The following is a 23072-nucleotide window of genomic DNA, read 5'->3' on the forward strand; positions in this document are numbered from 1 at the left end:
CCGATGATTCTAGAGCGTGGGCCGTTAACATGTGCATCCCACCTCCTTCACCGCACTGATGGGCCTCGTCCGCCAGGGAAGCACCTATCTCATCATCGGGCTCGTGCAGCTGCTGCTCGACTGGCTGGTGTTCGTCGCCGCGACCGCGCTGGGCCTGCCGGTGGTGCCTGCCAACATTGCCGGACGCCTGGCCGGGATGCTGCTGGGCTTCTGGCTCAACGGCCGTTACACCTTTGCCAACGCAGGTGATGCGCGCCTTGGCTGGCGTCGATTTTCACGCTTCTTCGGGCTGTGGCTGCTGCTGACTGCGACAAGCACGTTGCTGGTGAGCCTGGTCGACCACGCGCTGGGCCTGCAGTACACCTGGCTGGCCAAGCCGCTGGTGGAAGGCGGGCTGGCGTGCGTTTCCTTCCTGCTGATGCGCTACGTGGTCTACCGCTGATACGGCGCTGGGATCGGGATCGGGATCGGGATCGGTAGAGTCGACTGTTGGTCGACTGCTCTTCCATCAGACTGCGGAAATCCCGCGCTGCGCGCGATAGTCGACTGACAGTCGACTCTGCCCAGCCGACACTCTACCCCGCACAAACAAAAACGCCGGCACAGGGCCGGCGTTCTCGTGGATGCAGCGCGAGAAACCTCAGTGCTTGAGGTTCTTGCGCAGGCGCTCCAGCGCCTGCAGCTGGACGACGGCTTCGGCCAGCTTCTGCTGGGCTTCAGCCACTTCCATCGCTTCGCCGCGGTTGGCCAGGATGCGCTCGGCTTCTTCCTTGGCCTTGCGGACCGAGGCTTCGTCGATGTCCTGCGCGCGGATCGCGGTGTCGGCCAGCACGGTCACCACCTGCGGCTGCACTTCCAGGATGCCGCCGGAAATGGCGAAATCCAGCTGCTCGCCGTTCGGCGTGGTCACCACCACCTTGCCCGGCTTCAGGCGGGTGATCAGCGGCGCGTGCTTGGGCGCGATGCCCAGTTCGCCCAGCTCACCGGTGGCCACGACCAGGGTCGCTTCGCCACGGAAGATTTCCTGCTCGGCGCTGACGATGTCGCAACGGATCGTGCTCATGCAAATCTCTTCGCTGTTCGCGGCGGCGCAATGCCACCGTGGGAGTCCACCGGCGCGGGCGGTTGCCCGGCGCCGGCGTCAGGTCGGGCAGGATCGCTCCCGCCCGTCCCGGATCAGGCCTTCTCGGCCATCTTCTTGGCCTTCTCGACCGCTTCTTCGATGCCGCCGACCATGTAGAACGCCTGCTCCGGCAGGTGGTCGTACTCGCCATCGACGATGGCCTTGAAGCCACGGATGGTGTCCTTCAGCGGCACGTACTTGCCCGGCGAACCGGTGAACACTTCGGCCACGTGGAACGGCTGGCTGAAGAAGCGCTCGATCTTACGGGCGCGCGACACGGCCTGCTTGTCCTCTTCGGACAGCTCGTCCATGCCCAGGATCGCGATGATGTCCTTCAGTTCCTTGTACTTCTGCAGGGTCTGCTGGACGCGCTGGGCGGTGTCGTAGTGCTCGTGGCCGATGACCAGCGGATCCATCTGGCGGCTGGTGGAATCCAGCGGATCGACGGCCGGGTAGATACCCAGCGAGGCGATCGAACGCGACAGGGTGACGGTCGAGTCCAGGTGGGCGAAGGTGGTCGCCGGCGACGGGTCGGTCAGGTCGTCCGCGGGAACGTAGACGGCCTGGATCGAGGTGATCGAACCGTTCTTGGTCGAGGTGATGCGCTCCTGCAGGACGCCCATTTCCTCGGCCAGGGTCGGCTGGTAACCCACGGCGGACGGCATACGGCCCAGCAGTGCCGACACTTCGGTACCGGCCAGGGTGTAACGGTAGATGTTGTCGACGAACAGCAGGACGTCCTTGCCCTTGCCGTTTTCGTCCTTCTCGTCGCGGAAGTACTCGGCCATGGTCAGGCCGGTCAGGGCGACGCGCAGACGGTTGCCCGGCGGCTCGTTCATCTGGCCGTACACCATCGCCACCTTGTCGAGGACGTTGGAGTCCTTCATTTCGTGGTAGAAGTCGTTGCCCTCACGGGTACGCTCACCCACGCCGGCGAACACGGACAGACCGCTGTGCGCCTTGGCGATGTTGTTGATCAGTTCCATCATGTTGACGGTCTTGCCGACGCCGGCGCCGCCGAACAGGCCGACCTTGCCGCCCTTGGCGAACGGGCACATCAGGTCGATGACCTTGATGCCGGTTTCCAGCAGCTCGGTAGCCGGGGACTGGTCTTCGTACGACGGGGCCGCACGGTGGATTTCCCAGCTGTCGCTGGCGGCCACCGGGCCGGCTTCGTCGATCGGACGGCCGAGCACGTCCATGATGCGGCCCAGGGTGCCAGCGCCGACCGGCACCGAGATACCGCGGTCGGTGTTGGTGGCGACCAGGTTGCGCTTCAGGCCGTCGGTGGAACCGAGGGCGATGGTACGCACCACGCCGTCGCCCAGCTGCTGCTGGACTTCGAGGGTGATTTCGGTGTTGTCGACCTTCAGTGCGTCGTACACCTTCGGCACCGACTCACGCGGGAATTCGACGTCGACGACCGCGCCGATGATCTGAACGATCTTGCCCTGACTCATTGCTGCATCCTCTAAATGTGTGCTTTGAACGAACGCGGTCAGACTGCTGCCGCGCCGCCGACGATTTCGGAGATTTCCTGGGTGATCGCTGCCTGGCGCGCCTTGTTGTAGACGAGCTGCAGTTCGCCGATCAGCTTGTTGGCGTTGTCGCTCGCCGCCTTCATCGCAACCATGCGTGCGGCATGCTCGGAGGCGACGTTTTCCAGCAGTGCCTGGTACACCAGCGACTCGATGTAACGCGTCATCACGTGCTCGAGCACGGTCGCGGCATCGGGTTCGTACAGGTAGTCCCAGTCGTGGTGAGCGACCTGCTTCTCAGCCGGCGGCAGCGGCAGCAGCTGATCGAAGCTGGCCTTCTGCACCATGGTGTTCACGAAGCGGTTGTAGACCAGGTACACGCGGTCGATCTTGCCTTCGGTGAAGGCGTCGAGCATGACCTTGATCACACCGATCAGCGATTCCAGCTTCGGCACGTCGCCGATGTGGGTCACGCTGCCGACCATGTTGACCTTCACGCGGCGGAAGAAGGTCGAAGCCTTCTGGCCGATGGTCACCAGGTCCACTTCCGCACCCTTGTCCTGCCATGCCTTGGCTTCGCCCAGCATCTTGCGGAACAGGTTGTTGTTCAGGCCGCCGGCCAGGCCGCGATCGGAGGAGATCACGATGAAGCCGACCCGCTTGACCTGCTCACGCTCGACCAGGAACGGATGCTGGTAGTCGGTGCTGGCCTGGGCCAGGTGACCGATCACCTGCTTCATCGCCTGCGCGTACGGACGCGAGGTCTTCATCCGATCCTGCGCCTTGCGGATCTTGGAGGCCGAGACCATTTCCAGGGCGCGCGTCACCTTGCGGGTGTTCTGCACGCTCTTGATCTTGGTTTTGATTTCGCGTCCGCTTGCCATCTCTTGTTTCCCGTGGCGCGGGGCTGCTGCCCCGCGTTGTTCAACCGTTTGTCATCTGGTCCAGCGGAGCCAGAGGCTCCGCTCTACAGGACCGCGATTACCAGCTGCCGGTGGTCTTGAACTCGGCGATGCCCTTCTTGAAGGCACCTTCGATGTCGTTGTCCCAACCGCCGGTGGCGTTGACCTTGCTGACCAGCTCGCCCTGGGTGTTGGCGAAGTGGGCGTGCAGGCCTTCTTCGAACGCCAGCAGCTTGTTGACCGGCACGTCGTCGAGGTAACCCTCGTTGACGGCGTAGATCGACAGCGCCTGGTTGGCGATCGACATCGGCGCGTACTGCTTCTGCTTCATCAGTTCGGTGACGCGCTGGCCACGCTCCAGCTGCTTGCGGGTGGCTTCGTCCAGGTCCGAGGCGAACTGCGCGAACGCAGCCAGCTCGCGGTACTGGGCCAGCGAGATACGGATGCCGCCCGACAGCTTCTTGATGATCTTGGTCTGGGCCGAGCCACCGACGCGCGACACCGAGATACCGGCGTTCACGGCCGGGCGGATGCCGGCGTTGAACAGGTCGGTTTCCAGGAAGATCTGGCCGTCGGTGATCGAGATCACGTTGGTCGGAACGAAGGCGGACACGTCGCCGGCCTGGGTTTCGATGATCGGCAGCGCGGTCAGCGAACCGGTCTTGCCGGTGACCTTGCCTTCGGTGAACTTTTCGACGTATTCCTCGGACACGCGGGCAGCGCGCTCGAGCAGACGGGAGTGCAGGTAGAACACGTCACCCGGGTAGGCTTCACGGCCCGGCGGGCGCTTCAGCAGCAGCGAGATCTGGCGGTAGGCGACGGCCTGCTTGGACAGATCGTCGTACACGATCAGCGCGTCTTCGCCGCGGTCCATGAAGTACTCACCCATGGTGCAGCCCGAGTAGGCGCTGATGTACTGCATGGCAGCCGATTCGGAAGCAGTCGCGGCCACCACGATGGTGTGGGCCAGCGCGCCGTTCTCTTCCAGCTTGCGCACGATGTTAGCGATGGTCGAAGCCTTCTGGCCGATCGCAACGTACACGCACTTGATGCCGGTGCCCTTCTGGTTGATCACCGCATCGATCGCCATCGCGGTCTTGCCGGTCTGGCGGTCACCGATGATCAGCTCGCGCTGGCCACGGCCGATCGGGATCATCGAGTCGACCGACTTGTAGCCGGTCTGCACCGGCTGGTCGACCGACTTGCGCCAGATCACGCCCGGCGCAACGCGCTCCACCGGAGCGGTCAGGTCGGTGCCCAGCGGGCCCTTGCCGTCGATCGGCTCGCCCAGCGCGTTCACCACGCGGCCCAGCAGTTCCGGACCGACCGGCACTTCCAGGATGCGGCCGGTGGTCTTGGCGACGTCGCCTTCGCGCAGGTTTTCGTAGTCACCCAGGACCACGGCGCCGACCGAGTCGCGCTCCAGGTTCAGGGCGAGGGCGAAGGTGTTGTTCGGCAGTTCGATCATTTCGCCCTGCATCACGTCGGCCAGACCGAAGATGCGCACGATGCCGTCGGACACGCTGGTCACGGTGCCTTCGTTGCGCGATTCCGCGGCCAGCTTGACCTTCTCGATGCGGTTCTTGATCAGTTCGCTGATTTCGGAGGGGTTGAGCGTGGTTGCCATCGTCAAGTCCTAGTGCCGGCAGCGGGGCCGGACGTTAAATGAATTCAGTTAGCGAGCGCGGTCTGCAGACGGGCCAGCTTGCCCTTCAGCGAACCATCGATGACCACGTCGCCGGCGTCGATCACGGCGCCGCCGATCAGCGAGGCATCGACCGCGGTGGTCACGTCGACCTCGCGGTTGAAGCGCTTGCGCAGCGCGACCTTGATCGCGTCCAGCTCACCGGCCGACAGTTCGGCGGCCGAGGTGACGGTGGCCTTGACCACGTGCTCGGCTTCGGCGCGCAGGGCGTCGAACATGCCGGAAATCTCCGGCAGCAGCGGCAGACGATGCGATTCGGCCAGGATGGCCAGGAAGCGCGAGTAGGTCTCGCCGTGGGACACCGGCGCCAGCAGGGCGACGGCGTCGTCACGACCCAGCTCCGGGTTGGCGAGCAGGGCCGCCACGCGCGGGTCGGCGGCGACGTGGGCGGAGAACGCCAGGGCGTCCGACCACGGCGCGAACGCGCCTTCGTCGCGCGCGGTCGCGAACGCGGCGCGGGCGTACGGGCGGGCAAGCGTGAGGGCCTGGCTCATCCTTAGATCTCCGAGGCCAGCTCGTCGAGCAGCGCCTTGTGGGCGTTGGCGTCGATTTCGCGCTTGAGCAGCTTTTCGGCACCGGTCACGGCCAGCGCGGACACCTGCTTGCGCAGATCTTCACGGGCACGGTTGGCGGCGGCGTCGATTTCAGCCTGGGCCAGTTCCTTCTGACGGGTGGCTTCGGTGATCGCTTCGTTACGGGCAGCATCAACGATCTGGTTGGCACGTGCGTGGGCCTGATCGATGATCTCGTTGGCCTTGGTACGTGCTTCCTTCAGCGCTTCGTTGACCTTCTCCTGCGCCTGGGCCAGATCTTTCTGGCTGCGGTCGGCAGCAGCGAGGCCTTCAGCAATCTTCTGCTGGCGCTCTTCGATCGCGTTCATCAGCGGCGGCCAGATCTTGGTCGCGATGATCCAGATCAGACCAGCGAAGGCCAGCGCCTGCGCAAGAAGGGTGAAATTGATATTCATGGTTAGCTCGATCGCTGGTTTCGGGGTGGACGCGCCGCCGTAGCGGCGCATCCGGCCTTCATCCGAAACCGGGTGCATCAGCACCCGGTCGTCTCAAACCGCTGTATCAGCCGGCCAGAGCCTTGGTGACGGCGCCAGCGAAGGCAGCCGACAGCGGGTTGGCGAAGGCCAGCAGCAGGCCGACGGCGACCGAGATGATGAACGCGGCGTCGATCAGGCCGGCGGTGATGAACATGCGGACCTGCAGGACCGGGATCAGTTCCGGCTGGCGGGCGGCCGACTCCAGGAACTTACCAGCCATGATGGCCAGACCCAGACCGGCGCCCAGCGCGGCCAGGCCGATCATGATGCCGACGGCAAGGGCGGTGGAGCTCTGAATCTGCGCGAAGTTGGTCAGGACGGCGAAGTACATGGTTATCTCCAGGAACTTAAGTTGCTAAGGGTGATGAAACGGATGAAGGTTGAAACGCGTTGAAGCTTGAAACTCAGTGAGCGTCTTCCGACAGGCTCAGGTACACGATCGACAGCATCATGAAGATGAAGGCCTGCAGCGGGATCACCAGCAGGTGGAACAGCATCCAGCCGAGGCCGAACACACCACCGGCAATGGCACCGAAGAAACCGGCACCACCCAGCACCCAGATCAGCAGGAACACGATTTCGCCGCCGAACATGTTGCCGAACAGTCGCATCGCCAGCGAGATCGGCTTGCTCAGCCACTCGACGATGTTGAGGATCAGGTTGAACGGCATCATCCACTTGCCGAACGGCGCCGTCAGGAATTCCTTGATGAAGCCGCCCAGGCCCTTGGACTTGAGCGCGAAGAACAGCATCAGGAAGAACACGCTGATGGCCATGCCCAGGGTGGCATTGACGTCAGCGGTCGGGACCGGCTTCCAGTAGTGCACGCCCACCCATTCCAGCGGCTTGGCGATGAAATCGGCCGGGATCATCTTCAGCAGATTCATCAACAGGATCCAGAAGAAGATCGTGATGGCGATCGGCGTGACCAGCTTGCTCTTGCCGTGGTAGGTGTCCTTGGCCTGGCGGTCGACGAACTCCAGGCAGATCTCGACGAAGGCCTGCCACTTGCCCGGCACGCCGGCGGTGGCCTTGCGGGTGCCCAGCCAGAACGCGACAACGATCACCAGGCCCATCAGGACCGCGGTGAGGAAGGTATCGACGTGGATATGCCAGAACATACCCTCACCCTTGCCGACCGGCGCGGTCAGGTTGTGCAGGTGATGCTGGATGTAGCTGGTAGGGGTTAGAGCCTCGCCCGCCATGTGTCCGGAACCTTCAGTTAATTGAATTCTGTCAACGCCTGGCCATCGCCAGGACCTGGAACATCAAGCCGACGGCGATACCGGCCAACAGCGCCAATGCAGGCAGCTTGAAGACCAGGAACCCCACCAGCAGGACGCCGAAAACCACCACCCACTTGGCCACGATCGCAATGATCAGGCGAGCCATCGCCGAACCTGCGGCCAGTGCCCCACCGCCCAGTGCCATCCGTGCCGCCACCCAGCCACCGGCCGAAATGGCCACACCGGACGCCAGCGCGCCGAGGGCATATTTCGGACCTACCAGCAGGAAGGCCAGGGCCAGGACAGCCACTGCGGCCAGCGGGTAGACCGCGGCGCGCAGCATCAGTCGCCGACCCGCATCAACGGAGTTCAGCACAGGACGTCCCGCGTGGTTACAAGTGGAGGGCTGAGGCGACTACAGCAGGGGGGGCCTCATCGAGCCGCCAAATTATAGCAATGGGACAATTTGCGAGACAACCGCTCCCTGTTCATCCCGGGAGGCCGCAAGTTGCGGTAACGGTTACATTTTTGCGTGCCACCCCAGGGGACAATGACGTCCGTATGATGTTGCAGCGCAGCATTGAACTTTGGTCGCAGGCCGCGGAACTTTCACCGAATGCGCCGGTCCGATCTTTCGACCTGCCTGCAGCAACCTCGTCGACGCTCCGCCCCGCAGGTCCCACGATGGCCCCGAAGCCCGGCTCCGGGGCCATCTTTTTGCATCGTCGCGACAGCGCTGAACCGTGCACACTTCGTGGACCATACGTTCACGGATGGTGGACGGGCCTGTCCGGCACAGTGGTCTTCATTCTGATGAACCACTGCAAGGACTCTTCGATGCGCCCCGTACCCACTCTGCTCGCCCTCTCCCTGCTCGCCGCCGGCGCTTCGTTCGCCACTGCCGCCCACGCCGCTGAAGGCGACGACCGCTTCGCCCTGCGCCTGGGTGCGATGAACATCGACTCGGACAACACCCTTCGCGGCAAGACCAACGTCGCCGGCCAGGACATCGGCTTCTCCGAGGACTTCAAGCTGGGGGGCAAGGAATGGGAGCCGCGCATCGACGGCATGTTCCGCATCAGCAACCGCCAGCGCCTGCTGTTCAACTACTTCAAGTACGACAAGGACCGCCGCGAGACCCTCGGCCAGGACATCTCCTTCGGTGACGTCAACGTGCCATCCGGCAGCTTCGTCAAGGGCGAACTGAAGTACCAGGTCGCCAGCCTGGTCTATGACTACTCGGTGGTGGACACCGATACCTTCGACCTCGGCCTGCAGCTGGGTGCCGAGTACGCCAAGGTCAGCACCAAGGCCTACGCCGATCTGGGTACCGTCTACGAAGGCCAGTTCCTCAATGAGAAGACGGACGGCGTGGCGCCGGTGGTCGGTGCGCGCCTGAGCTTCACCCCGTCGGAAAAGTGGATGATCACGCTGCAGGGCCAGTATCTCAACACGCGCTGGGGCAGCTTCGATGACTACAAGGGTGACCTGAGCCGCGCCAACGCCATCGTCGATTACCGCTTCACGAAGAACTTCGGTGTGTTCGCTGGCTACGACTGGTTCAAGCTCGACGCGGACAAGAAGGGCAGCGATGGCACCATCGGCCTGAAGCAGGAATTCAAGGGCCCGGTGGCCGGCGTCAGCTTCGTGTTCTGATCCCCCGCCCCTTCCACGGCACACTCTCTCCTGGCGCGGCCTCCGGAACATCGGGGCCGCGCTTTTTCTTTGCATCGTCGAGCAGAGAAGCAGGTTGGTCGAGCGCTGGGGGAAGAGGGGCTTGCGTGCGAATGTCCCCCGGCACCGGCCTGCGGCCGTCACCTCCTCCTTTACTTCGCACGCAAGCCCCTCTTCCCCCGCGTGTCAGGCATCCAGGCGGGCCAAGCTGTGGCTCTCGACTATCCGCAAGCCGAGCCGCTGCGCGGGTGGCAGGCGTTTGGACAAAGTAAAGGAGGAGGCGACCGCCGCAGGCGGACGACGGGGGACATTTGTCCAAACGCCTGCCACCCGCGCAGCGGCCCCACCGCTCGCAAAAATCCGGAGCGGAGAAACAAAAAACCCCAGCAGATGCCGGGGCTTCTCGTTCGCGAAGGCGCGGGCGCCTTACTTCTTCTTCGGCATGTACAGATCGGTGATCGTGCCGTCGTAGATTTCCGAGGCCATCGCCACCGACTCGCTCAGCGTCGGGTGGGCATGGATGGTGTGACCGATGTCTTCCGCCTCCGCACCCATCTCGATGGCCAGGCCGATCTCGGCCAGCAGGTCACCGGCATGCACACCAACGATGGCACCACCGATGATGCGATGGGTCTCTTCGTCGAAGATCAGCTTGGTGAAGCCCTCGGTGCGGCCGATGCCGATCGCGCGGCCACTGGCGGCCCACGGGAACTTGGCCACGCCGACCTTCAAGCCCTTGGCCTTGGCTTCGGTTTCGGTCACGCCGACCCAGGCGATTTCCGGGTTGGTGTAAGCCACCGACGGAATCACGCGGGCCACCCACTCCTTCTTGTGGCCGGCAGCCACTTCGGCAGCCAGCTTGCCCTCGTGCGTGGCCTTATGGGCCAGCATCGGGTTGCCGACGATGTCGCCGATGGCAAAGATGTGCGGCACGTTGGTGCGCATCTGGCGGTCGACCGGAATGAAGCCGCGGTCGGTGACCTGCACGCCGGCCTTCTCGGCATCGATCTTCTTGCCGTTCGGCGAGCGGCCCACGGCCACCAGCACGCGGTCGAAGGTGCCCTGCGCCAGGGCCGGCGACTGGCCTTCCTCGGCGGCGTCGAAGGTCACGGTGATGCCCTTGGCATCGGCGGTGACGCCCGAGGCCTTGGTCTTCAGGTGCACTTCGATGCCCTGCTTCTTCAGGCGGTCAGCCAGCGGCTTGACCAGGTCCTTGTCGGCGCCCGGCATCAGCTGGTCCATGAACTCGACCACGGTCACCTTGCTTCCCAGCGCACCGTACACGGTGGCCATTTCCAGGCCGATGATGCCGCCGCCGACAACCAGCAGCGAGCCCGGCACTTCGGCCAGTTCCAGCGCGTCGGTAGAGTCCATCACGCGCTTGTCGTCCCACGGGAAGTTCGGCAGCTTCACCGCCTGTGAACCAGCAGCGATGATGCACTTCTGGAAGCGCAGCAGCTGGGTGCTGCCATCAGCCGCAGTGATTTCCAGCTCGTTGGCCGAGACAAACTTGCCGACGCCCTGCACGCTGCGGACCTTGCGCTGCTTGGCCATGCCGGCCAGGCCCTTGGTCAGCTGGTTGACGACCTTTTCCTTGTACTCGCGCAGCTTGTCCAGGGTGATGGTCGGCTTGCCGAACTCGACGCCGAAATCACCGGCGTGGGCCACTTCGTCGATGACCGCTGCAGCGTGCAGCAGCGCCTTGGACGGAATGCAGCCCACGTTGAGGCAGACGCCACCGAGGCTGGCGTAGCGCTCGACCAGCACCGTATCCAGGCCGACGTCGGCAGCGCGGAAAGCGGCGGTGTAGCCGCCCGGGCCAGAGCCCAGCACGACCATTTCGCATTCGATGTCGGCAGGCTTGCCGCTGGACAGCGCCGGCTTCGGCGCAGCCGGTTCAGCCGGGGCGCGGTGCGACGGGGTCACCGGCGGCTTGCTGGCCGGAGCGGCCGCTGCCGGGGCCGGCGCGGCGGCCTTGGCCGGGACTTCGGCGGCACCTTCGGCGTCCAGCACCACGACCACGGCGCCTTCGGACAGGGTGTCGCCCAGCTTGACCTTGATTTCCTTGACCACGCCGGCAGCCGAGGACGGCACTTCCAGGGTGGCCTTGTCCGATTCCAGGGTCACCAGACCCTGATCCTTCTTCACCGTGTCGCCGACGGCGACCAACACTTCGATCACCGGCACATCGCTGTAATCGCCGATGTCGGGAACCTTGACTTCAATCGTGGCCATGGTGGGTTTTCCTCGTGCCCGCGCGGCGGTACCGGCGGGCTGTCACTGCATCTGTTCACGCGGCCGCGCCAGGGGCGGCGGCCGCACGGTGGGGGCGAAGCGGTGCCTTACAGCAGCACGCGGCGCATGTCGGCCAGTACCTGCGACAGGTACGTGGTGAAGCGTGCGGCCAGGGCGCCATCGATGACGCGGTGGTCGTAGCTCAGCGACAGCGGCAGCATCAGCTTCGGTGCGAATTCCTTGCCGTTCCAGACCGGCTGGATGGACGACTTGGAGACGCCGAGGATGGCCACTTCCGGTGCATTGACGATCGGGGTGAACGCGGTGCCGCCGATGCCGCCCAGCGAGCTGATCGAGAAGCAGCCGCCACTCATGTCGGCCGGGCCGAGCTTGCCGTCGCGCGCCTTCTTGGCCAGTTCGCCGGTTTCCTGCGCGATCTGCACCACGCCCTTCTTGTCCACGTCGCGGATGACCGGCACGACCAGGCCGTTCGGCGTGTCGGCGGCAAAGCCGATGTGGAAGTACTTCTTCAGGGTCAGGTTTTCACCGCTGGCATCGAGCGAGGCGTTGAACTCCGGGAACTTCTTCAGCGCCGCGGCGCTGGCCTTGATCAGGAAGGCGAGCATGGTCAGCTTGATGCCGGCCTTCTCGTTTTCCTTGTTCAGCGCCACGCGCAGGCCTTCCAGGTCGGTAATGTCGGCCTGTTCGAACTGGGTGACGTGCGGGATCATGGCCCAGTTGCGGGCCAGGTTCGCACCCGAGATCTTCTTGATGCGCGACAGCGGCTGGACTTCGGTCTCGCCGAACTTGCTGAAGTCGACCTTCGGCCACGGCAGCAGGTTCAGGCCACCACCGGCAGCAACAGCAGCACCGCCGGCAGCCGGCACGCCACCGCTGAGTGCGGCCTTGACGAACTTCTGCACGTCACCCTTGGTGATGCGGCCACCCTTCTCGGTGCCGTTGATCTGCAGCAGGTCCACGCCCAGTTCGCGGGCGAACACACGCACCGCCGGGGTGGCATACGGCACCTTGGCCGGCAGCACGCCATCGGCGTTGAACTGCACCGGCGGGCTGGACGGGGTACCGGCCGAGGCGACCTCGCGGGCCGCCAGCTTGTCCGGCTGCGCCGGCACAGCGACCGGCTCGACCTTGGTGGCGGTCTCGGCGGCAGCCGGAGCGGCAGCAGCGGCTGCCTTGGTCGGCGCCGGCGCGGCAGCGCCCTCGGCCTCGATGATGGCGACCACATTGCCCTGCGACAGAGTGTCGCCGACCTTGACCTTCAGTTCCTTGACCACGCCAGCCACCGACGACGGCACTTCCATGGTGGCCTTGTCGCTTTCCAGCGTGACCAGGCCCTGGTCCTTCTTGACCGTGTCGCCGACGGCGACCAGCACTTCGATGACCGGAATGCCGGAATAGTCGCCGATATCCGGCACCAGCGCTTCAACCGCACCACCGCTGGCAGCCGGAGCGGCCGGCGCAGCTGCGGCCGGGGCCGGCGCGCTCTGGGTGGCGGCAGCCGGGGCAGCGGCCTTGGCCGGTGCCGGGGCGGCAGCCGCCGGCTTGGCGGCTTCGGCTTCACCTTCGGCCACTTCGATCAGGGCCACGACCTTGCCTTCGGACAGGCTGTCGCCAACCTTGACCTTCAGTTCCTTGACCACGCCCGCCACCGAGGACGGCACTTCCATGGTCGCCTTGTCGCTTTCCAGCGTCACCAGGCCCTGGTCCTTCTTGACCGTGTCGCCGACGGCGACAAGCACCTCGATTACCGGGATATCGCTGTAGTCACCGATATCGGGGACAAGTGCTTCCTTGATTTCGGCCATGGGGATAACTCCGGCAATCTGGTGTAGGGAAACGTCTATTGTGCGGCCAGCGGGGTCCAGCGCCAACCGTTACAGGTGTTTTCAGTACGCACGCAGCCGGGACACGCTGTTGCTCATGGGTTGCGGCCATGACCAGTCGGTAGCGTATTGTCCGGACGATGTCCGCTTGATGTCGCCAGTGCGTCGGCCACCGGCTGCCAGGCCTGGCGCAGGCGCGGCAGCGACCACGCCGCATTGGCCGGGCTGGTGGACGGCAGTGCCAGCAGCCTGGGCGGGGCCTCCAGCCGTGGCAGCACCCAGCGCTGGAACGCCTGCAGTGACGCAGCACCATTGCAGCCGATCAGCGTCAGCTCAGGGAGGGTGGCGATCAGTTCGGGCAGCGCATTGGCCACTTCCGTGCCACGCACGATGTCCGCATCCAGGCTGCCACGCCGCTCGCACTGACCGATCACATCCCACAGACCGATACCTGCGGCGTTCAACGCCTGCAGCCGCTGTGCATAGGCCAGATCCGCATCGAAACCGCAGATATCCGCCATCAGCGGCCAGAAGCGGTTGCGCGGATGGGCGTAGTAGCGCTGCTCCTGCAGCGACGCCACGCCCGGCATCGAGCCCAGCAGCAGCACCCTGCAATCCACGTTCACCTGCGCTTGCAGGCCGATGCACATCGTCGCCGCGCTCACATCTTCTCCAACTGAATGAATGCCACTGATGGCCGAAAACTCCATGAATACAGGCTTTTCGAGCTGATCGCTGAACAAGGAAAACTATTTTTTAACGTGCGTCGGATTCGATTCATGTTGGGGCGACTACGGTGTGCTCGCCCCGCAACCGGGGGCCCAAAACAAGAAACATTAGGAGATACCCCCATGCGCTCCATCCGTATCCTGAGTCTCGCCCTGCTGACCTCCGCCGCCTTCGCGCCGGCCGCTTTCGCCCAGGACAGCAGCAGCACCGACACCGCTTCGGGCAAGCATTTTGCCGTTGTTGGCGGCATCTCGCTGCTGGAACCGAAGAACGACCCGATCACCGGCGTGAAGAAGACCGATGGCGGCCCGGCGCCGACCGTCAGCTTCAGCTACTACATCAACGACAACTGGGCCGTTGAACTGTGGGGCGCCGCCGACAAGTTCGACAACAAGTTCAAGGGCCCGAACAACGCCCGCCTGGGCTCGGTCGAGCAGCAGCCGATCGCGCTGAGCGGCCAGTACCACTTCGGCCAGGCTGACAACGTGTTCCGTCCGTTCGTGGGCGTGGGCTACTACCAGTCGAGCTTCAGCAACGAGAAGCTGGGCAACGGCGCTGACACCGACATCCGCTTCAAGGATGCCAAGGGCGTGATCGGCACCGTCGGCGTGGACATGAACATCAACTCCACCTGGTTCGCCCGTGCTGACGCCCGCTACATGCGCGCCCGCCCGGACGTGAAGGTTGGCGGCGAGAAGATCGGCGAAGCCAAGATGGATCCGTGGACCGTCGGCTTCGGCATCGGCGCCCGCTTCTGATCCAGGCTGCAACTGCTTCACTGATGTAACGCGACGGGCCCTTCGGGGCCCGTCGTCGTTTCCGTCACCCGCGTTCTGTAGAGTCGAGCTTGCTCGACTGCCTTTCGTAGAGTCGAGCTTGCTCGACTTTTGCAAGAGCAGTCGACTGACAGTCGACTCTACACACACAGGATGCGGAGGCGCGATGCACGACGTCGACCTGCTGGTGATCGGTGGCGGTATCAACGGTGCCGGCATCGCCCGTGATGCCAGCGGCCGCGGCCTGCGCGTGCTGCTGTGCGAGCAGCACGACCTCGCTGCGCATACCTCCAGCGCCAGTAGCAAGCTGATCCACGGTGGCCTGCGCTACCTGGAACAGCGCGAGTTCGGTCTGGTACGCAAGGCCTTGGGCGAACGCGAGGTGGTACGCCGGCAGGCACCCTATCTGGTCCGCCCGCTGCGTTTCGTGCTGCCGTGGGAACCGCACCTGCGCCCACGCTGGATGCTGCGCGTGGGACTGTGGCTGTACGACCACCTGGGCCCACGCAGCCCGGCATTTCCCGCCTCGCGCGCCCTGGACCTTCAGCATGATCCGCTCGGCCCCTGGCTCTCCCCGGATCTGCGGCAGGCCTTCAGCTACGCCGACGCACAGGTCGATGACGCGCGTCTGGTACTGCTCAATGCCCTGGATGCTGCCTGGCGTGGCGCACAGGTACATGTGCGCAGCCGCTGCATCGAACTGCGCCCTGTGCAGGGCCGTTGGCAGGCCGTACTGGAATCCGCCGATGGCCAGCAGCATGTGACCGCGCGCGCCGTCGCCAACGCGGCTGGCCCATGGGCCGGTGGCCTGCTGGAGCAGATGGAGGCCCGCAGCGGCGGCCCCGCGCTGCGGCTGGTACAGGGCAGCCACATCGTGCTGCGCCGCCCCTGGCCCGATGACAGTGCCTGCCTGCTGCAGCAGCCCGATGGCCGCGTGGTGTTCCTGCTGCCGTTCACCCACGATCATCTGCTGATTGGCACCACCGACACCGACTACCGCGGTGACCCGGCGCGCTGCAGCGTGCTGCCTTCCGAGGTGAGCTATCTGTGCGCGGCCGCCAGCCGCTATCTGCGTGAGCCGATCACTCCGGAAGACGTGGTCTGGCAGTTCGCCGGTGTACGTCCCCTGCTGGCCGACCCGGACCCGCGTGCGGCAACGCTGAGCCGCGACTACCGCCTTCAGCTGCAGTCCAGCCCGGCGCCGGCGCTGCATGTGCTGGGCGGCAAGCTGACCACCTACCGGGTGCTGGCCGAGGAAGCGCTGAACCTGCTGCGCCCTGCCCTGCCACAGATGGGACCGGCCTGGACGGCAGGCGGAGACCCGCTGCCGGGCAGCGACTGGGGTGACGCCACACAGGCGCGCTCCCGCCTGCAGGCGCTGGCACCGTGGTTGCCCGTGGAGATCGCACGGCGTTGGGCCGAAGCCTACGGCAGCCGCAGCGCCGCCCTTCTGCAGGGTGCACGGGGCATGGACGATCTTGGAGAGGACTTCGGCGGCGGCCTGCATGCGCGGGAAGTGGCTTTCCTGCGCGACCACGAATGGGCCTGGGACGCCGAGGACGTGCTGTGGCGGCGGAGCAAGCTGGGGTTGCGGCTGGATGCTGCGCAGGTGGCGCGGCTGCAGGCGTGGATCGATAGACGGTAGAGTCGAGCTTGCTCGACTGACATGAAAAGCAGTCGAGCAGGCTCGACTCTACCAACACCATCGCTACCGGAGACGCTGCATGACGCCCCGCTACGTGCTGGCCATCGACCAGGGCACCACCAGTTCGCGCGCGATCCTGTTCGACCGCGCCGGCGACATCGTCGGCAGCGCGCAGCGCGAATTCGCGCAGATCTTCCCGCAGCCGGGTTGGGTCGAGCATGACCCGCGCGAGATTCTCACCAGCGTCTATGCCACGCTGACCGAACTGCTCAGCCGCGGGCAGATCGACCCGCGCCACATCGCCGCACTGGGCATCACCAACCAGCGCGAAACCACCGTGGTCTGGGACCGTGCCACCGGACAGCCGATCCACAACGCCATCGTCTGGCAGTCGCGGCAGAGCCACGCCATCTGCGAGCGGCTGAAGTCCGAAGGGCATGAGGCGCTGATCCGCGAGCGCACCGGCCTGCTGATCGATGCCTATTTCTCCGCCACCAAGGTGCGCTGGATCCTCGACCACGTGGAGGGCGCGCAGCAGCGTGCCGAGCGCGGCGAGCTGCTGTTCGGCACCATCGACAGCTGGCTGGTCTGGAACCTCAGTGGTGGCCAGGCGCATGTGACCGACTACAGCAACGCGGCGCGCACGCTGCTGTTCAACATCCACACGCTGGACTGGGATGACGACCTGCTGGCGCTGCTGGACATCCCGCGCGCGATGCTGCCGCAGGTGCGCGATTCCAGCGCGGTGTACGCGCATACCCGGCCGCAGTTCTTCTTCGATCACCCGATTCCGATCGCCGGCATCGCCGGTGACCAGCAGGCGGCGCTGTTCGGCCAGGCCTGCTTCCAGCCGGGCATGGTCAAGAACACCTATGGCACCGGCTGCTTCATGCTGATGCACACCGGCGCGCAGGCGGTGCGTTCGCGCAATGGACTGCTGACCACCATCGCCTGGGGCCTGGACGGGCGCGTGGAATATGCGCTGGAAGGCTCGATCTTCATCGCCGGCTCGGTGGTGCAGTGGCTGCGCGATGGGTTGCGCATGATCGAACGCGCCAGCGACAGCCAGGCGCTGGCCGCGCAGGTGCCCGACAGCGGCGGTGCTTACCTGGTACCAGCATTTGTCGGCCTCGGTGCGCCCTATTGGCGAAGTGATGTGCGCGGCGCGATGTTCGGCCTGACCCGTGGCACCCGCAAAGCGCACTTCGTGCGTGCCGCGCTGGAGTCGATGGCCTACCAGACCCGCGACGTGCTCGATGCGATGCAGTCCGATGCCGGTATCGCGCTGACCGAGCTGCGCGCCGATGGCGGTGCGATCGGCAACGACTTCCTGGCCGGATTCCAGGCCGACATCCTTGGCGTGCCGCTGCTGCGGCCGCGGCTGACCGAGACCACCGCACTGGGTGCGGCCTACCTGGCCGGCCTGGCGGTGGGGTTCTGGACCAGCCGCGAACAGATCGCCACGCAATGGGGCCTGGACCGGCGCTTCGAGCCACAGATGGAGGTGGCGCGGCGCGAGAAGCTGTATGCGGGATGGCAGCAGGCCGTGGCGGCCACCCTCGCCTTCCACGTCGACTGACGGTAGTGCCGGCCGCTGGCCAGCAACCCTATGATGTTTGGGGGCGCCTGGAGATTGCCGGCCAGCGGCCGGCACTACCACATGGCCAGCGGCCGTCAGAACGCCGGCAGCACCGCGCCCTTGTACTTGGTCTCGATGAAGGCCTTCACCTGCGGGCTGGTCAGGGCCTTGGCCAGCTTCTGCACGCGGGCGTCGTCCTTGTTGTCCGGGCGTGCGACCAGGAAGTTCACGTACGGCGAGTCCTTGCTCTCGATCGCCAGTGCATCCTTGGTCGGGTTGAGGCCAGCGTCCAGTGCGTAGTTGGTGTTGATCAGGGCCAGGTCGACCTGGTCCAGCACGCGCGGCAGCATCGCCGAGTCCAGCTCGCGGAACTTCAGGTTCTTCGGATTGGCGCTGATGTCACGCTGGGTCGACAGCGCGTTGGTCGGATCCTTCAGCTCGATCACACCGGCCTTGTGCAGCAGGATCAGTGCACGGCTGTTGTTGCTCGGGTCGTTCGGGATCACCACGTCGGCACCTTCGCGCAGCTCGGCCAGCGACTTGATCTTGCGCGAATACGCACCGAACGGCTCGATGTGCACGCCGATCACCTTCACCAGATCGGTCTTGCGATCGCGGTTGTAGGCATCCAGATACGGCTCGGTCTGGAAGTAGTTGGCATCCACCTGCTTCTGCACCAGCTGGTCGTTGGGCTGCACGTAGTCGTTGAACACGCGCACGTCCAGGTCCACGCCTTCCTGCTTGAGGATCGGCTTGACCACTTCAAGGATCTCGGCATGCGGCACGGCCGTAGCGGCCACCACCAGCTTCTGCGAGGGCTCGCCGGACTTGCCGCAGGCGGTCAGGGCCAGCGCAGCGGCGAGCAGGGGCAGCAACAGGGTCTTCTTCATGGGCGGAAGGGTTCTCGGGGGGAGTGTCAGGAGTTGTCGTAGTTGCTCAGGGCGAGCTCAAGCAGCGCCTTGGCCTGCTCGCGCAGCATCACCGGCTCGACGATCTCGGCATCCGAGCCGTAGTGCAGCACGTCCATCAGCAGCTCGCGCGAGACGCTGTACGGCACCTTCAGTTCATAGCGGCCATCGGCCAGGAAGCGGCCCTGCTGCTTGGAATGCCAGTGCTCGTCGGCCACCCAGCGGGCGGCCTTGGCGCTGAACAGGATGGTCGCCCAGCCCTTCGGCGCACCGGAGAAGATGCCGTAGCTGGCCCCGAGCTGCTCGTCCAGCTCGCTGTCGGCCACGTCGCGGGCGGTGCTGTCGATCACCCGCGCCTTGTGGATGCGATCCACGGCAAAGCTGCGCAGCGCCTCGCGGTCATGGTCCCAGGCATCCAGGTACCAGTTGTCGCGATAGTGGGTCAGGCGCTGCGGCGAAACGGTGCGCTTGGTCGGCTCGTCGGTGGAACGGGCGCGGTACTCGAACGCCAGCTGGCGGCGCTCCAGCACCGCCGAAGCCACGCTGCGGAAGCTGCCTTCATCGAACTTGCGGCCACGGTGCGGAATCACCCGCACCCGGTCCACCGGCCAGCTGGAAACGCCAGCCTGGGCCGCCAGCAGGCTCTCGATGCGCTGCTGCAGCGGTGCCAGCACCGAGGACAGCACGCCGCCGCCGGTCCGCGCCAGCAGGTGCTGCGAGGCCAGCAGGGCGTGCAGTTCCTCCGAACTCAGCCACAGGCCGGGCAGCTCGAAGCGGTCGCTCTCGTCGGCCTGGTAACGGAAGCCGGCTTCGCCGTCGCCCTCGATCGGTGCCATCAGCGCATCGCGCAGGAAGGCCAGATCGCGGTAGACGGTGGCACGGGAGCAACCGAGCTTGTCCTGCAGGGTCGCCACCGTCACCGGATAGCGTGCGGACTTGAGCAGACGATGCAGGGCGGTGATGCGTTCGTATCGGTCCATACCCCCGATTATGTCCGAGTCGCGGGTCTTGTGTGGGACGTTTGGGCTATCGTGGTCGCCCCCACCCCTCTGGAACACCCGATGCGCCGGTTGCCTGCCCTGTCCCTGCTGGCCTGCCTGCTGCTGGCCGCCTGTGATCGCGCGCCCGCGCCGGCCAGCACCGAAGCGCCCGTGCCTGCGGCGGATCCGGCGCAGGCGGTGCTGGGCGCCAGCCAGCGCTTCTCGGCCCTGCGCAGCTTCCACGCCGAACTGGAGGTGCTGGGCGCGCCCCAGCCGGTGCGCAGCGCCATGGACTTCGTCGCCCCCGACCGCTTCCGGGTGCAGACCCCGGCCGGTCCGCAGACGATCATCGGCGACACCATGTTCCTGCAGGCCGACGACGCGATCCGGCAGGTGCCGACCCCGCCGGGCCTGCTCGAGCAATGGCGCAACCCGCTGCCGGCCGATGCCCTGCCCGCCGATCTGCAGGCCGAAGACCTGGGCAGCCAGTCGCTGGACGGGGTCGAGACGCGTCACTACCGCCTGCGTGGCGCGCAGCCCGGCGAACGCCTGGAGTACTGGGTGGACGCGCAGGGCCTGCCGCGGCAGATCGTACGCAGCGGCAGCAGCAATGGCCGCAGCTTCCAGCTGCGCCTGCGCTATTCGCGCTTCAACGACCCGGCATTGCGCGTCGATCTGCCCTGAATAGGCGATCGCGGCAACGCCTGCTGAAGAAACCGTTTGGATCGATTCGGACCGCCATCACGCTTCCAGTATCATCACCGGCTGTCAACCGCTTCGGAGAAGCCCCGATGTCCCTGCGCGTGTCCCTGCTGATCCCCCTGCTGCTGTGCGCACCGCTCGCGTATGCGCAGGATGCCTCCGAACTGGCGGCGATGTCCTCGCCGTGGAGCGGCAGTGGCGGCGAGCTCGGTTTCGCTTCGGCACGCGGCAACAGCAGCACCGAGAGCTTCAACGGCCGCCTGCGCCTGCGCTACACCGATGGCGACTGGGTGCACAGCATGGACCTGGCTGGCCTGCGCTCCAGCTCCAAGGTGATCGAGACCCGCGACGACGGCTCCACCAGCCGCCGCAACAACACCACCGCCAACCGTTATACCGGCAGTGCCGGCAGCGCGCTGCAGCTGGGCGAGCACCGCCAGCTGACGGCCACGGTGCGTACCGAGCGCGATGACTTCGCCACCTACGACCGCCAGAGCTCGTTCGGTCTGGGTTACGGCACCCGCCTGTGGAACACCGAGCGTTTCTCGTTCGACGCGCAGATCGGCCCCGGTGTGCGCCGCACCCACAGCACCGAGGACGACCGCACCCGCACCGGCATGATCGGCCGCGGCCTGTTCGACATGAAGTACTCGCTGACCGACAACACCGACCTGGTCAACACCCTGCTGGTCGAGTCGGGTTCCTACAACACCTTCGGCCAGAACGACTTCGGTGTTTCGGTGAGCATGAACGAACATCTGGCGCTGAAGGCCGGCTGGCAGGCGCGTTACAACAGTGACGTGGCCGAGGACAAGCGCAAGACCGATACGCTGACCACGATGAACGTGGTCTACAAATTCAAATAAGAAACGGGCGCCAAAGGCGCCCGTTCTTCTTTCGGTAGTGCCGGCCACTGGCCGGCAACTGCATTCAATCGGAGCACGAGGTTGCCGGCCAGCGGCCGGCACTACCTGCGATGGCTCAGACGTTCAGCAGTTCGCCGGCACCGGCATCCAGCAGCATCTTCGCCACGCGCTGGCCCAGTGCTTCCGGGTCACTGGCCGGGCCGATCGCCTCGGCACGCACCGCACGACCATCGCTGGCACTGCCGACCAGGCCCTGCAGGTGCAGGTCGGTGCCCTGCCACTGCGCGATCGCCGCCACCGGCACGTGGCAGCTGCCATGCAGCGCGCGGTTCATTGCCCGCTCGGCTTCCACACAGGCGCGCGTTTCCGTGTCATCCAAGCCCGCAAACAGCGCCATCAGGCGCGCATTGCCACCGTCGCACTCCACCGCCACCGCGCCCTGCGCCGGGGCCGGCAGCCACTGCGGCGGTTGCAGGCGCGCGACGATGCGCGCGCCCAGGCCCAGACGCTCCAGGCCGGCCACGGCCAGCACGATGGCGTCGTAGCCACCGTTGTCGAGCTTGGCCAGGCGGGTGTTGACGTTGCCGCGCAGGTCCAGCAGTTCCAGGTCCGGGCGCAGCGCGCGCAGCTGGGCCTGGCGGCGCAGCGACGAGGTACCGACCCGCGCACCGATCGGCAGCGCATCCAGCGAGGCGTACAGGTTGGAGACGAAACCATCGGCCGGATCGTGGCGGGTCAGCATCGCCGGCAGCGCGAAGGGTTCATCCAGTTCCATCGGCACATCCTTCAGCGAATGCACGGCGCAGTCGGCCTCGCCACGCAGCATGGCCAGCTCCAGTTCCTTCAGGAACAGGCCCTTGCCACCGATGGCGGCCAGCGAGCGGTCCAGCACCTCGTCACCGCGGGTGCTCATCGGCACCAGTTGCACATGCAGGCCGGGGTGGGCCTGGCGCAGGCGATCGGCGACGTGTTCGCTCTGCCAGAGGGCGAGCGGGCTCTTGCGGGTGGCGATGCGGACGGTTTCCATCCGGTCATTATCGCGCCTTCGGCGCGGATACGGCCAACGGCGGAGACCCTCGTGGCTGGTGCGTCGGCTGGATCTATCGCGCTTGGCCGGGCGGGGTGGGTTCGCGGGGGACGCCGTGAATCCGTCCATGGAGGCTTGGCCGCGGCATCCATGCCGCGGACACCACCGCGAACCCACCCCGCCCGGCCTATGACAGTTTCCGTGCGCGCCAGCCACGGAAGATTAAAAGAAGAGCAGAGCAACAGCGGGTCGCTTCGCTCTGAGTCGAGCATGGCTCGACTCTACATTTCTCTCCCCACCCGATAACAACAATGCTTTTGCTGTCCGATGCAGTGGAGAACGAGAGGGTTGGGCCGGGGTGGGGTGGCGGGACCGTTGGCGCCATGGGCCCGAGGCATGCCTCGGGCGGGTTGGGCAGGACGCCCTACCCCGGTCTTGCCGTGTGCGCAGGATTGCGCACACGTGCAAGGCGCCATCGAGCTTACAGGGATGTACTTGCAGCGTGTCCCGCCACCCCACCCCGGCCCGACCCAGCACGTAGAAATACCGAGCCATGACCCGCTGTTGCTTTTGCTGTTGCTGTTGCTGTTGATCTTGATGTTGATCTGTAAGCAGTCGCGGCCGC

At 65.7% G+C, this 23072-nt stretch carries 22 protein-coding genes; 7 read left to right on the forward strand and 15 right to left on the reverse strand.

Annotation, left to right across the window (positions count from 1 at the left end; all coding sequences use genetic code 11):
• Positions 1–58 precede the first annotated feature (58 nt).
• Positions 59–442 carry a GtrA family protein gene (locus ACZK3W_RS19230; RefSeq protein WP_164080126.1) on the forward strand — a complete coding sequence of 128 codons (384 nt, stop codon included), beginning with the start codon at positions 59–61 and terminating at the stop codon, positions 440–442.
• Between the two features lie 198 nt (positions 443–640).
• On the opposite strand, the gene ACZK3W_RS19235 is transcribed toward ACZK3W_RS19230, so the two are convergent.
• The 9 genes from ACZK3W_RS19235 to ACZK3W_RS19275 all read right to left on the reverse strand — a co-directional run bounded on the left by ACZK3W_RS19235 (position 641) and on the right by ACZK3W_RS19275 (position 7858).
• Positions 641–1063, reverse strand: coding sequence for a F0F1 ATP synthase subunit epsilon (locus tag ACZK3W_RS19235; RefSeq protein WP_005419509.1), 423 nt, complete (start codon positions 1061–1063; stop codon positions 641–643).
• Between the two features lie 113 nt (positions 1064–1176).
• Positions 1177–2583, reverse strand: a complete 1407-nt coding sequence (gene atpD / locus ACZK3W_RS19240; protein WP_032129045.1) for a F0F1 ATP synthase subunit beta — start codon at positions 2581–2583, stop codon at positions 1177–1179.
• A gap of 38 nt (positions 2584–2621) precedes the next feature.
• Complete coding sequence (atpG, locus tag ACZK3W_RS19245; protein WP_094001056.1) at positions 2622–3485, reverse strand: F0F1 ATP synthase subunit gamma; 864 nt, start codon at positions 3483–3485, stop codon at positions 2622–2624.
• A gap of 97 nt (positions 3486–3582) precedes the next feature.
• Positions 3583–5130, reverse strand: a complete 1548-nt coding sequence (gene atpA / locus ACZK3W_RS19250) for a F0F1 ATP synthase subunit alpha (RefSeq protein WP_032129047.1) — start codon at positions 5128–5130, stop codon at positions 3583–3585.
• A gap of 44 nt (positions 5131–5174) precedes the next feature.
• Complete coding sequence (locus ACZK3W_RS19255; protein ID WP_005411131.1) at positions 5175–5702, reverse strand: F0F1 ATP synthase subunit delta; 528 nt, start codon at positions 5700–5702, stop codon at positions 5175–5177.
• A gap of 2 nt (positions 5703–5704) precedes the next feature.
• The gene (locus ACZK3W_RS19260) at positions 5705–6175 is read right to left on the reverse strand and encodes a F0F1 ATP synthase subunit B (RefSeq protein WP_005419512.1); all 471 of its coding nucleotides are present in this window, start codon (positions 6173–6175) and stop codon (positions 5705–5707) included.
• Positions 6176–6281: 106 nt separating this feature from the next.
• Positions 6282–6587 carry a F0F1 ATP synthase subunit C gene (gene atpE / locus ACZK3W_RS19265; protein WP_005411133.1) on the reverse strand — a complete coding sequence of 102 codons (306 nt, stop codon included), beginning with the start codon at positions 6585–6587 and terminating at the stop codon, positions 6282–6284.
• Positions 6588–6660: 73 nt separating this feature from the next.
• Positions 6661–7461, reverse strand: a complete 801-nt coding sequence (gene atpB / locus ACZK3W_RS19270; RefSeq protein WP_010481316.1) for a F0F1 ATP synthase subunit A — start codon at positions 7459–7461, stop codon at positions 6661–6663.
• Positions 7462–7492: 31 nt separating this feature from the next.
• Complete coding sequence (locus ACZK3W_RS19275; protein WP_006394654.1) at positions 7493–7858, reverse strand: hypothetical protein; 366 nt, start codon at positions 7856–7858, stop codon at positions 7493–7495.
• Between the two features lie 461 nt (positions 7859–8319).
• Here ACZK3W_RS19275 and ACZK3W_RS19280 point away from each other — a divergent pair, with 461 nt between their 5' ends.
• Positions 8320–9138, forward strand: coding sequence for a hypothetical protein (locus ACZK3W_RS19280; protein ID WP_010481314.1), 819 nt, complete (start codon positions 8320–8322; stop codon positions 9136–9138).
• A 444-nt stretch (positions 9139–9582) separates the two neighbouring features.
• Here the strand turns inward: ACZK3W_RS19280 and lpdA are convergent, their stop codons facing one another.
• From lpdA to ACZK3W_RS19295, 3 genes are all read right to left on the reverse strand, one after another.
• The gene (lpdA, locus tag ACZK3W_RS19285; RefSeq protein WP_125893388.1) at positions 9583–11391 is read right to left on the reverse strand and encodes a dihydrolipoyl dehydrogenase; all 1809 of its coding nucleotides are present in this window, start codon (positions 11389–11391) and stop codon (positions 9583–9585) included.
• 107 nt (positions 11392–11498) lie between these two features.
• The gene (gene aceF, locus ACZK3W_RS19290; protein ID WP_478450195.1) at positions 11499–13217 is read right to left on the reverse strand and encodes a dihydrolipoyllysine-residue acetyltransferase; all 1719 of its coding nucleotides are present in this window, start codon (positions 13215–13217) and stop codon (positions 11499–11501) included.
• 113 nt (positions 13218–13330) lie between these two features.
• The gene (locus tag ACZK3W_RS19295; RefSeq protein ID WP_478450196.1) at positions 13331–13900 is read right to left on the reverse strand and encodes a DNA-deoxyinosine glycosylase; all 570 of its coding nucleotides are present in this window, start codon (positions 13898–13900) and stop codon (positions 13331–13333) included.
• Between the two features lie 186 nt (positions 13901–14086).
• On the opposite strand from ACZK3W_RS19295, the gene ACZK3W_RS19300 reads away from it, so the two are divergent.
• The 3 genes from ACZK3W_RS19300 to glpK all read left to right on the forward strand — a co-directional run bounded on the left by ACZK3W_RS19300 (position 14087) and on the right by glpK (position 17964).
• A complete protein-coding gene (locus ACZK3W_RS19300) occupies positions 14087–14722 on the forward strand; it encodes an OmpW/AlkL family protein (protein ID WP_032129052.1) in 636 nt (211 codons plus the stop codon).
• A gap of 184 nt (positions 14723–14906) precedes the next feature.
• On the forward strand, positions 14907–16385 hold the full coding sequence (gene glpD, locus ACZK3W_RS19305) for a glycerol-3-phosphate dehydrogenase (protein WP_478450197.1): 1479 nt from the start codon (positions 14907–14909) through the stop codon (positions 16383–16385).
• Between the two features lie 79 nt (positions 16386–16464).
• On the forward strand, positions 16465–17964 hold the full coding sequence (gene glpK, locus ACZK3W_RS19310) for a glycerol kinase GlpK (RefSeq protein ID WP_180837281.1): 1500 nt from the start codon (positions 16465–16467) through the stop codon (positions 17962–17964).
• 95 nt (positions 17965–18059) lie between these two features.
• Here glpK and ACZK3W_RS19315 read toward each other — a convergent pair whose 3' ends face one another.
• Both ACZK3W_RS19315 and ACZK3W_RS19320 read right to left on the reverse strand, forming a co-directional pair.
• Complete coding sequence (locus tag ACZK3W_RS19315) at positions 18060–18854, reverse strand: MetQ/NlpA family ABC transporter substrate-binding protein (RefSeq protein WP_049399178.1); 795 nt, start codon at positions 18852–18854, stop codon at positions 18060–18062.
• Positions 18855–18880: 26 nt separating this feature from the next.
• Positions 18881–19852 (reverse strand): helix-turn-helix transcriptional regulator, encoded by a 972-nt coding sequence (locus tag ACZK3W_RS19320; protein WP_010481302.1) that lies wholly within the window; start codon positions 19850–19852, stop codon positions 18881–18883.
• Positions 19853–19933: 81 nt separating this feature from the next.
• On the opposite strand from ACZK3W_RS19320, the gene ACZK3W_RS19325 reads away from it, so the two are divergent.
• Positions 19934–20536 carry a LolA family protein gene (locus tag ACZK3W_RS19325; RefSeq protein WP_049399177.1) on the forward strand — a complete coding sequence of 201 codons (603 nt, stop codon included), beginning with the start codon at positions 19934–19936 and terminating at the stop codon, positions 20534–20536.
• A gap of 107 nt (positions 20537–20643) precedes the next feature.
• Positions 20644–21420 carry a DUF481 domain-containing protein gene (locus ACZK3W_RS19330; protein WP_010481298.1) on the forward strand — a complete coding sequence of 259 codons (777 nt, stop codon included), beginning with the start codon at positions 20644–20646 and terminating at the stop codon, positions 21418–21420.
• A gap of 115 nt (positions 21421–21535) precedes the next feature.
• Here the strand turns inward: ACZK3W_RS19330 and hemC are convergent, their stop codons facing one another.
• Entirely contained in the window at positions 21536–22447 is a 912-nt protein-coding gene (hemC, locus tag ACZK3W_RS19335; RefSeq protein ID WP_125893382.1) for a hydroxymethylbilane synthase, read from the reverse strand.
• Between the last annotated feature and the right edge of the window lie 625 nt (positions 22448–23072).

Source organism: Stenotrophomonas sp. 80084_Sma (genome assembly GCF_056481995.1).

What these genes read in the sequence shown, in the direction of transcription:
- atpB (WP_010481316.1), bottom strand. Translation starts at nt 7,461, where the DNA reads ATGGCGGGCGAGGCTCTAACCCCTACCAGCTACATCCAGCATCACCTG.
- ACZK3W_RS19235 (WP_005419509.1), bottom strand. Translation starts at nt 1,063, where the DNA reads ATGAGCACGATCCGTTGCGACATCGTCAGCGCCGAGCAGGAAATCTTC.
- atpE (WP_005411133.1), bottom strand. Translation starts at nt 6,587, where the DNA reads ATGTACTTCGCCGTCCTGACCAACTTCGCGCAGATTCAGAGCTCCACC.
- atpG (WP_094001056.1), bottom strand. Translation starts at nt 3,485, where the DNA reads ATGGCAAGCGGACGCGAAATCAAAACCAAGATCAAGAGCGTGCAGAAC.
- glpD (WP_478450197.1), top strand. Translation starts at nt 14,907, where the DNA reads ATGCACGACGTCGACCTGCTGGTGATCGGTGGCGGTATCAACGGTGCC.
- ACZK3W_RS19330 (WP_010481298.1), top strand. Translation starts at nt 20,644, where the DNA reads ATGTCCCTGCGCGTGTCCCTGCTGATCCCCCTGCTGCTGTGCGCACCG.
- ACZK3W_RS19280 (WP_010481314.1), top strand. Translation starts at nt 8,320, where the DNA reads ATGCGCCCCGTACCCACTCTGCTCGCCCTCTCCCTGCTCGCCGCCGGC.
- lpdA (WP_125893388.1), bottom strand. Translation starts at nt 11,391, where the DNA reads ATGGCCACGATTGAAGTCAAGGTTCCCGACATCGGCGATTACAGCGAT.
- hemC (WP_125893382.1), bottom strand. Translation starts at nt 22,447, where the DNA reads ATGGAAACCGTCCGCATCGCCACCCGCAAGAGCCCGCTCGCCCTCTGG.
- atpA (WP_032129047.1), bottom strand. Translation starts at nt 5,130, where the DNA reads ATGGCAACCACGCTCAACCCCTCCGAAATCAGCGAACTGATCAAGAAC.
- ACZK3W_RS19260 (WP_005419512.1), bottom strand. Translation starts at nt 6,175, where the DNA reads ATGAATATCAATTTCACCCTTCTTGCGCAGGCGCTGGCCTTCGCTGGT.
- ACZK3W_RS19300 (WP_032129052.1), top strand. Translation starts at nt 14,087, where the DNA reads ATGCGCTCCATCCGTATCCTGAGTCTCGCCCTGCTGACCTCCGCCGCC.
- ACZK3W_RS19325 (WP_049399177.1), top strand. Translation starts at nt 19,934, where the DNA reads ATGCGCCGGTTGCCTGCCCTGTCCCTGCTGGCCTGCCTGCTGCTGGCC.
- ACZK3W_RS19315 (WP_049399178.1), bottom strand. Translation starts at nt 18,854, where the DNA reads ATGAAGAAGACCCTGTTGCTGCCCCTGCTCGCCGCTGCGCTGGCCCTG.
- atpD (WP_032129045.1), bottom strand. Translation starts at nt 2,583, where the DNA reads ATGAGTCAGGGCAAGATCGTTCAGATCATCGGCGCGGTCGTCGACGTC.
- aceF (WP_478450195.1), bottom strand. Translation starts at nt 13,217, where the DNA reads ATGGCCGAAATCAAGGAAGCACTTGTCCCCGATATCGGTGACTACAGC.
- ACZK3W_RS19255 (WP_005411131.1), bottom strand. Translation starts at nt 5,702, where the DNA reads ATGAGCCAGGCCCTCACGCTTGCCCGCCCGTACGCCCGCGCCGCGTTC.
- ACZK3W_RS19230 (WP_164080126.1), top strand. Translation starts at nt 59, where the DNA reads ATGGGCCTCGTCCGCCAGGGAAGCACCTATCTCATCATCGGGCTCGTG.
- ACZK3W_RS19320 (WP_010481302.1), bottom strand. Translation starts at nt 19,852, where the DNA reads ATGGACCGATACGAACGCATCACCGCCCTGCATCGTCTGCTCAAGTCC.
- glpK (WP_180837281.1), top strand. Translation starts at nt 16,465, where the DNA reads ATGACGCCCCGCTACGTGCTGGCCATCGACCAGGGCACCACCAGTTCG.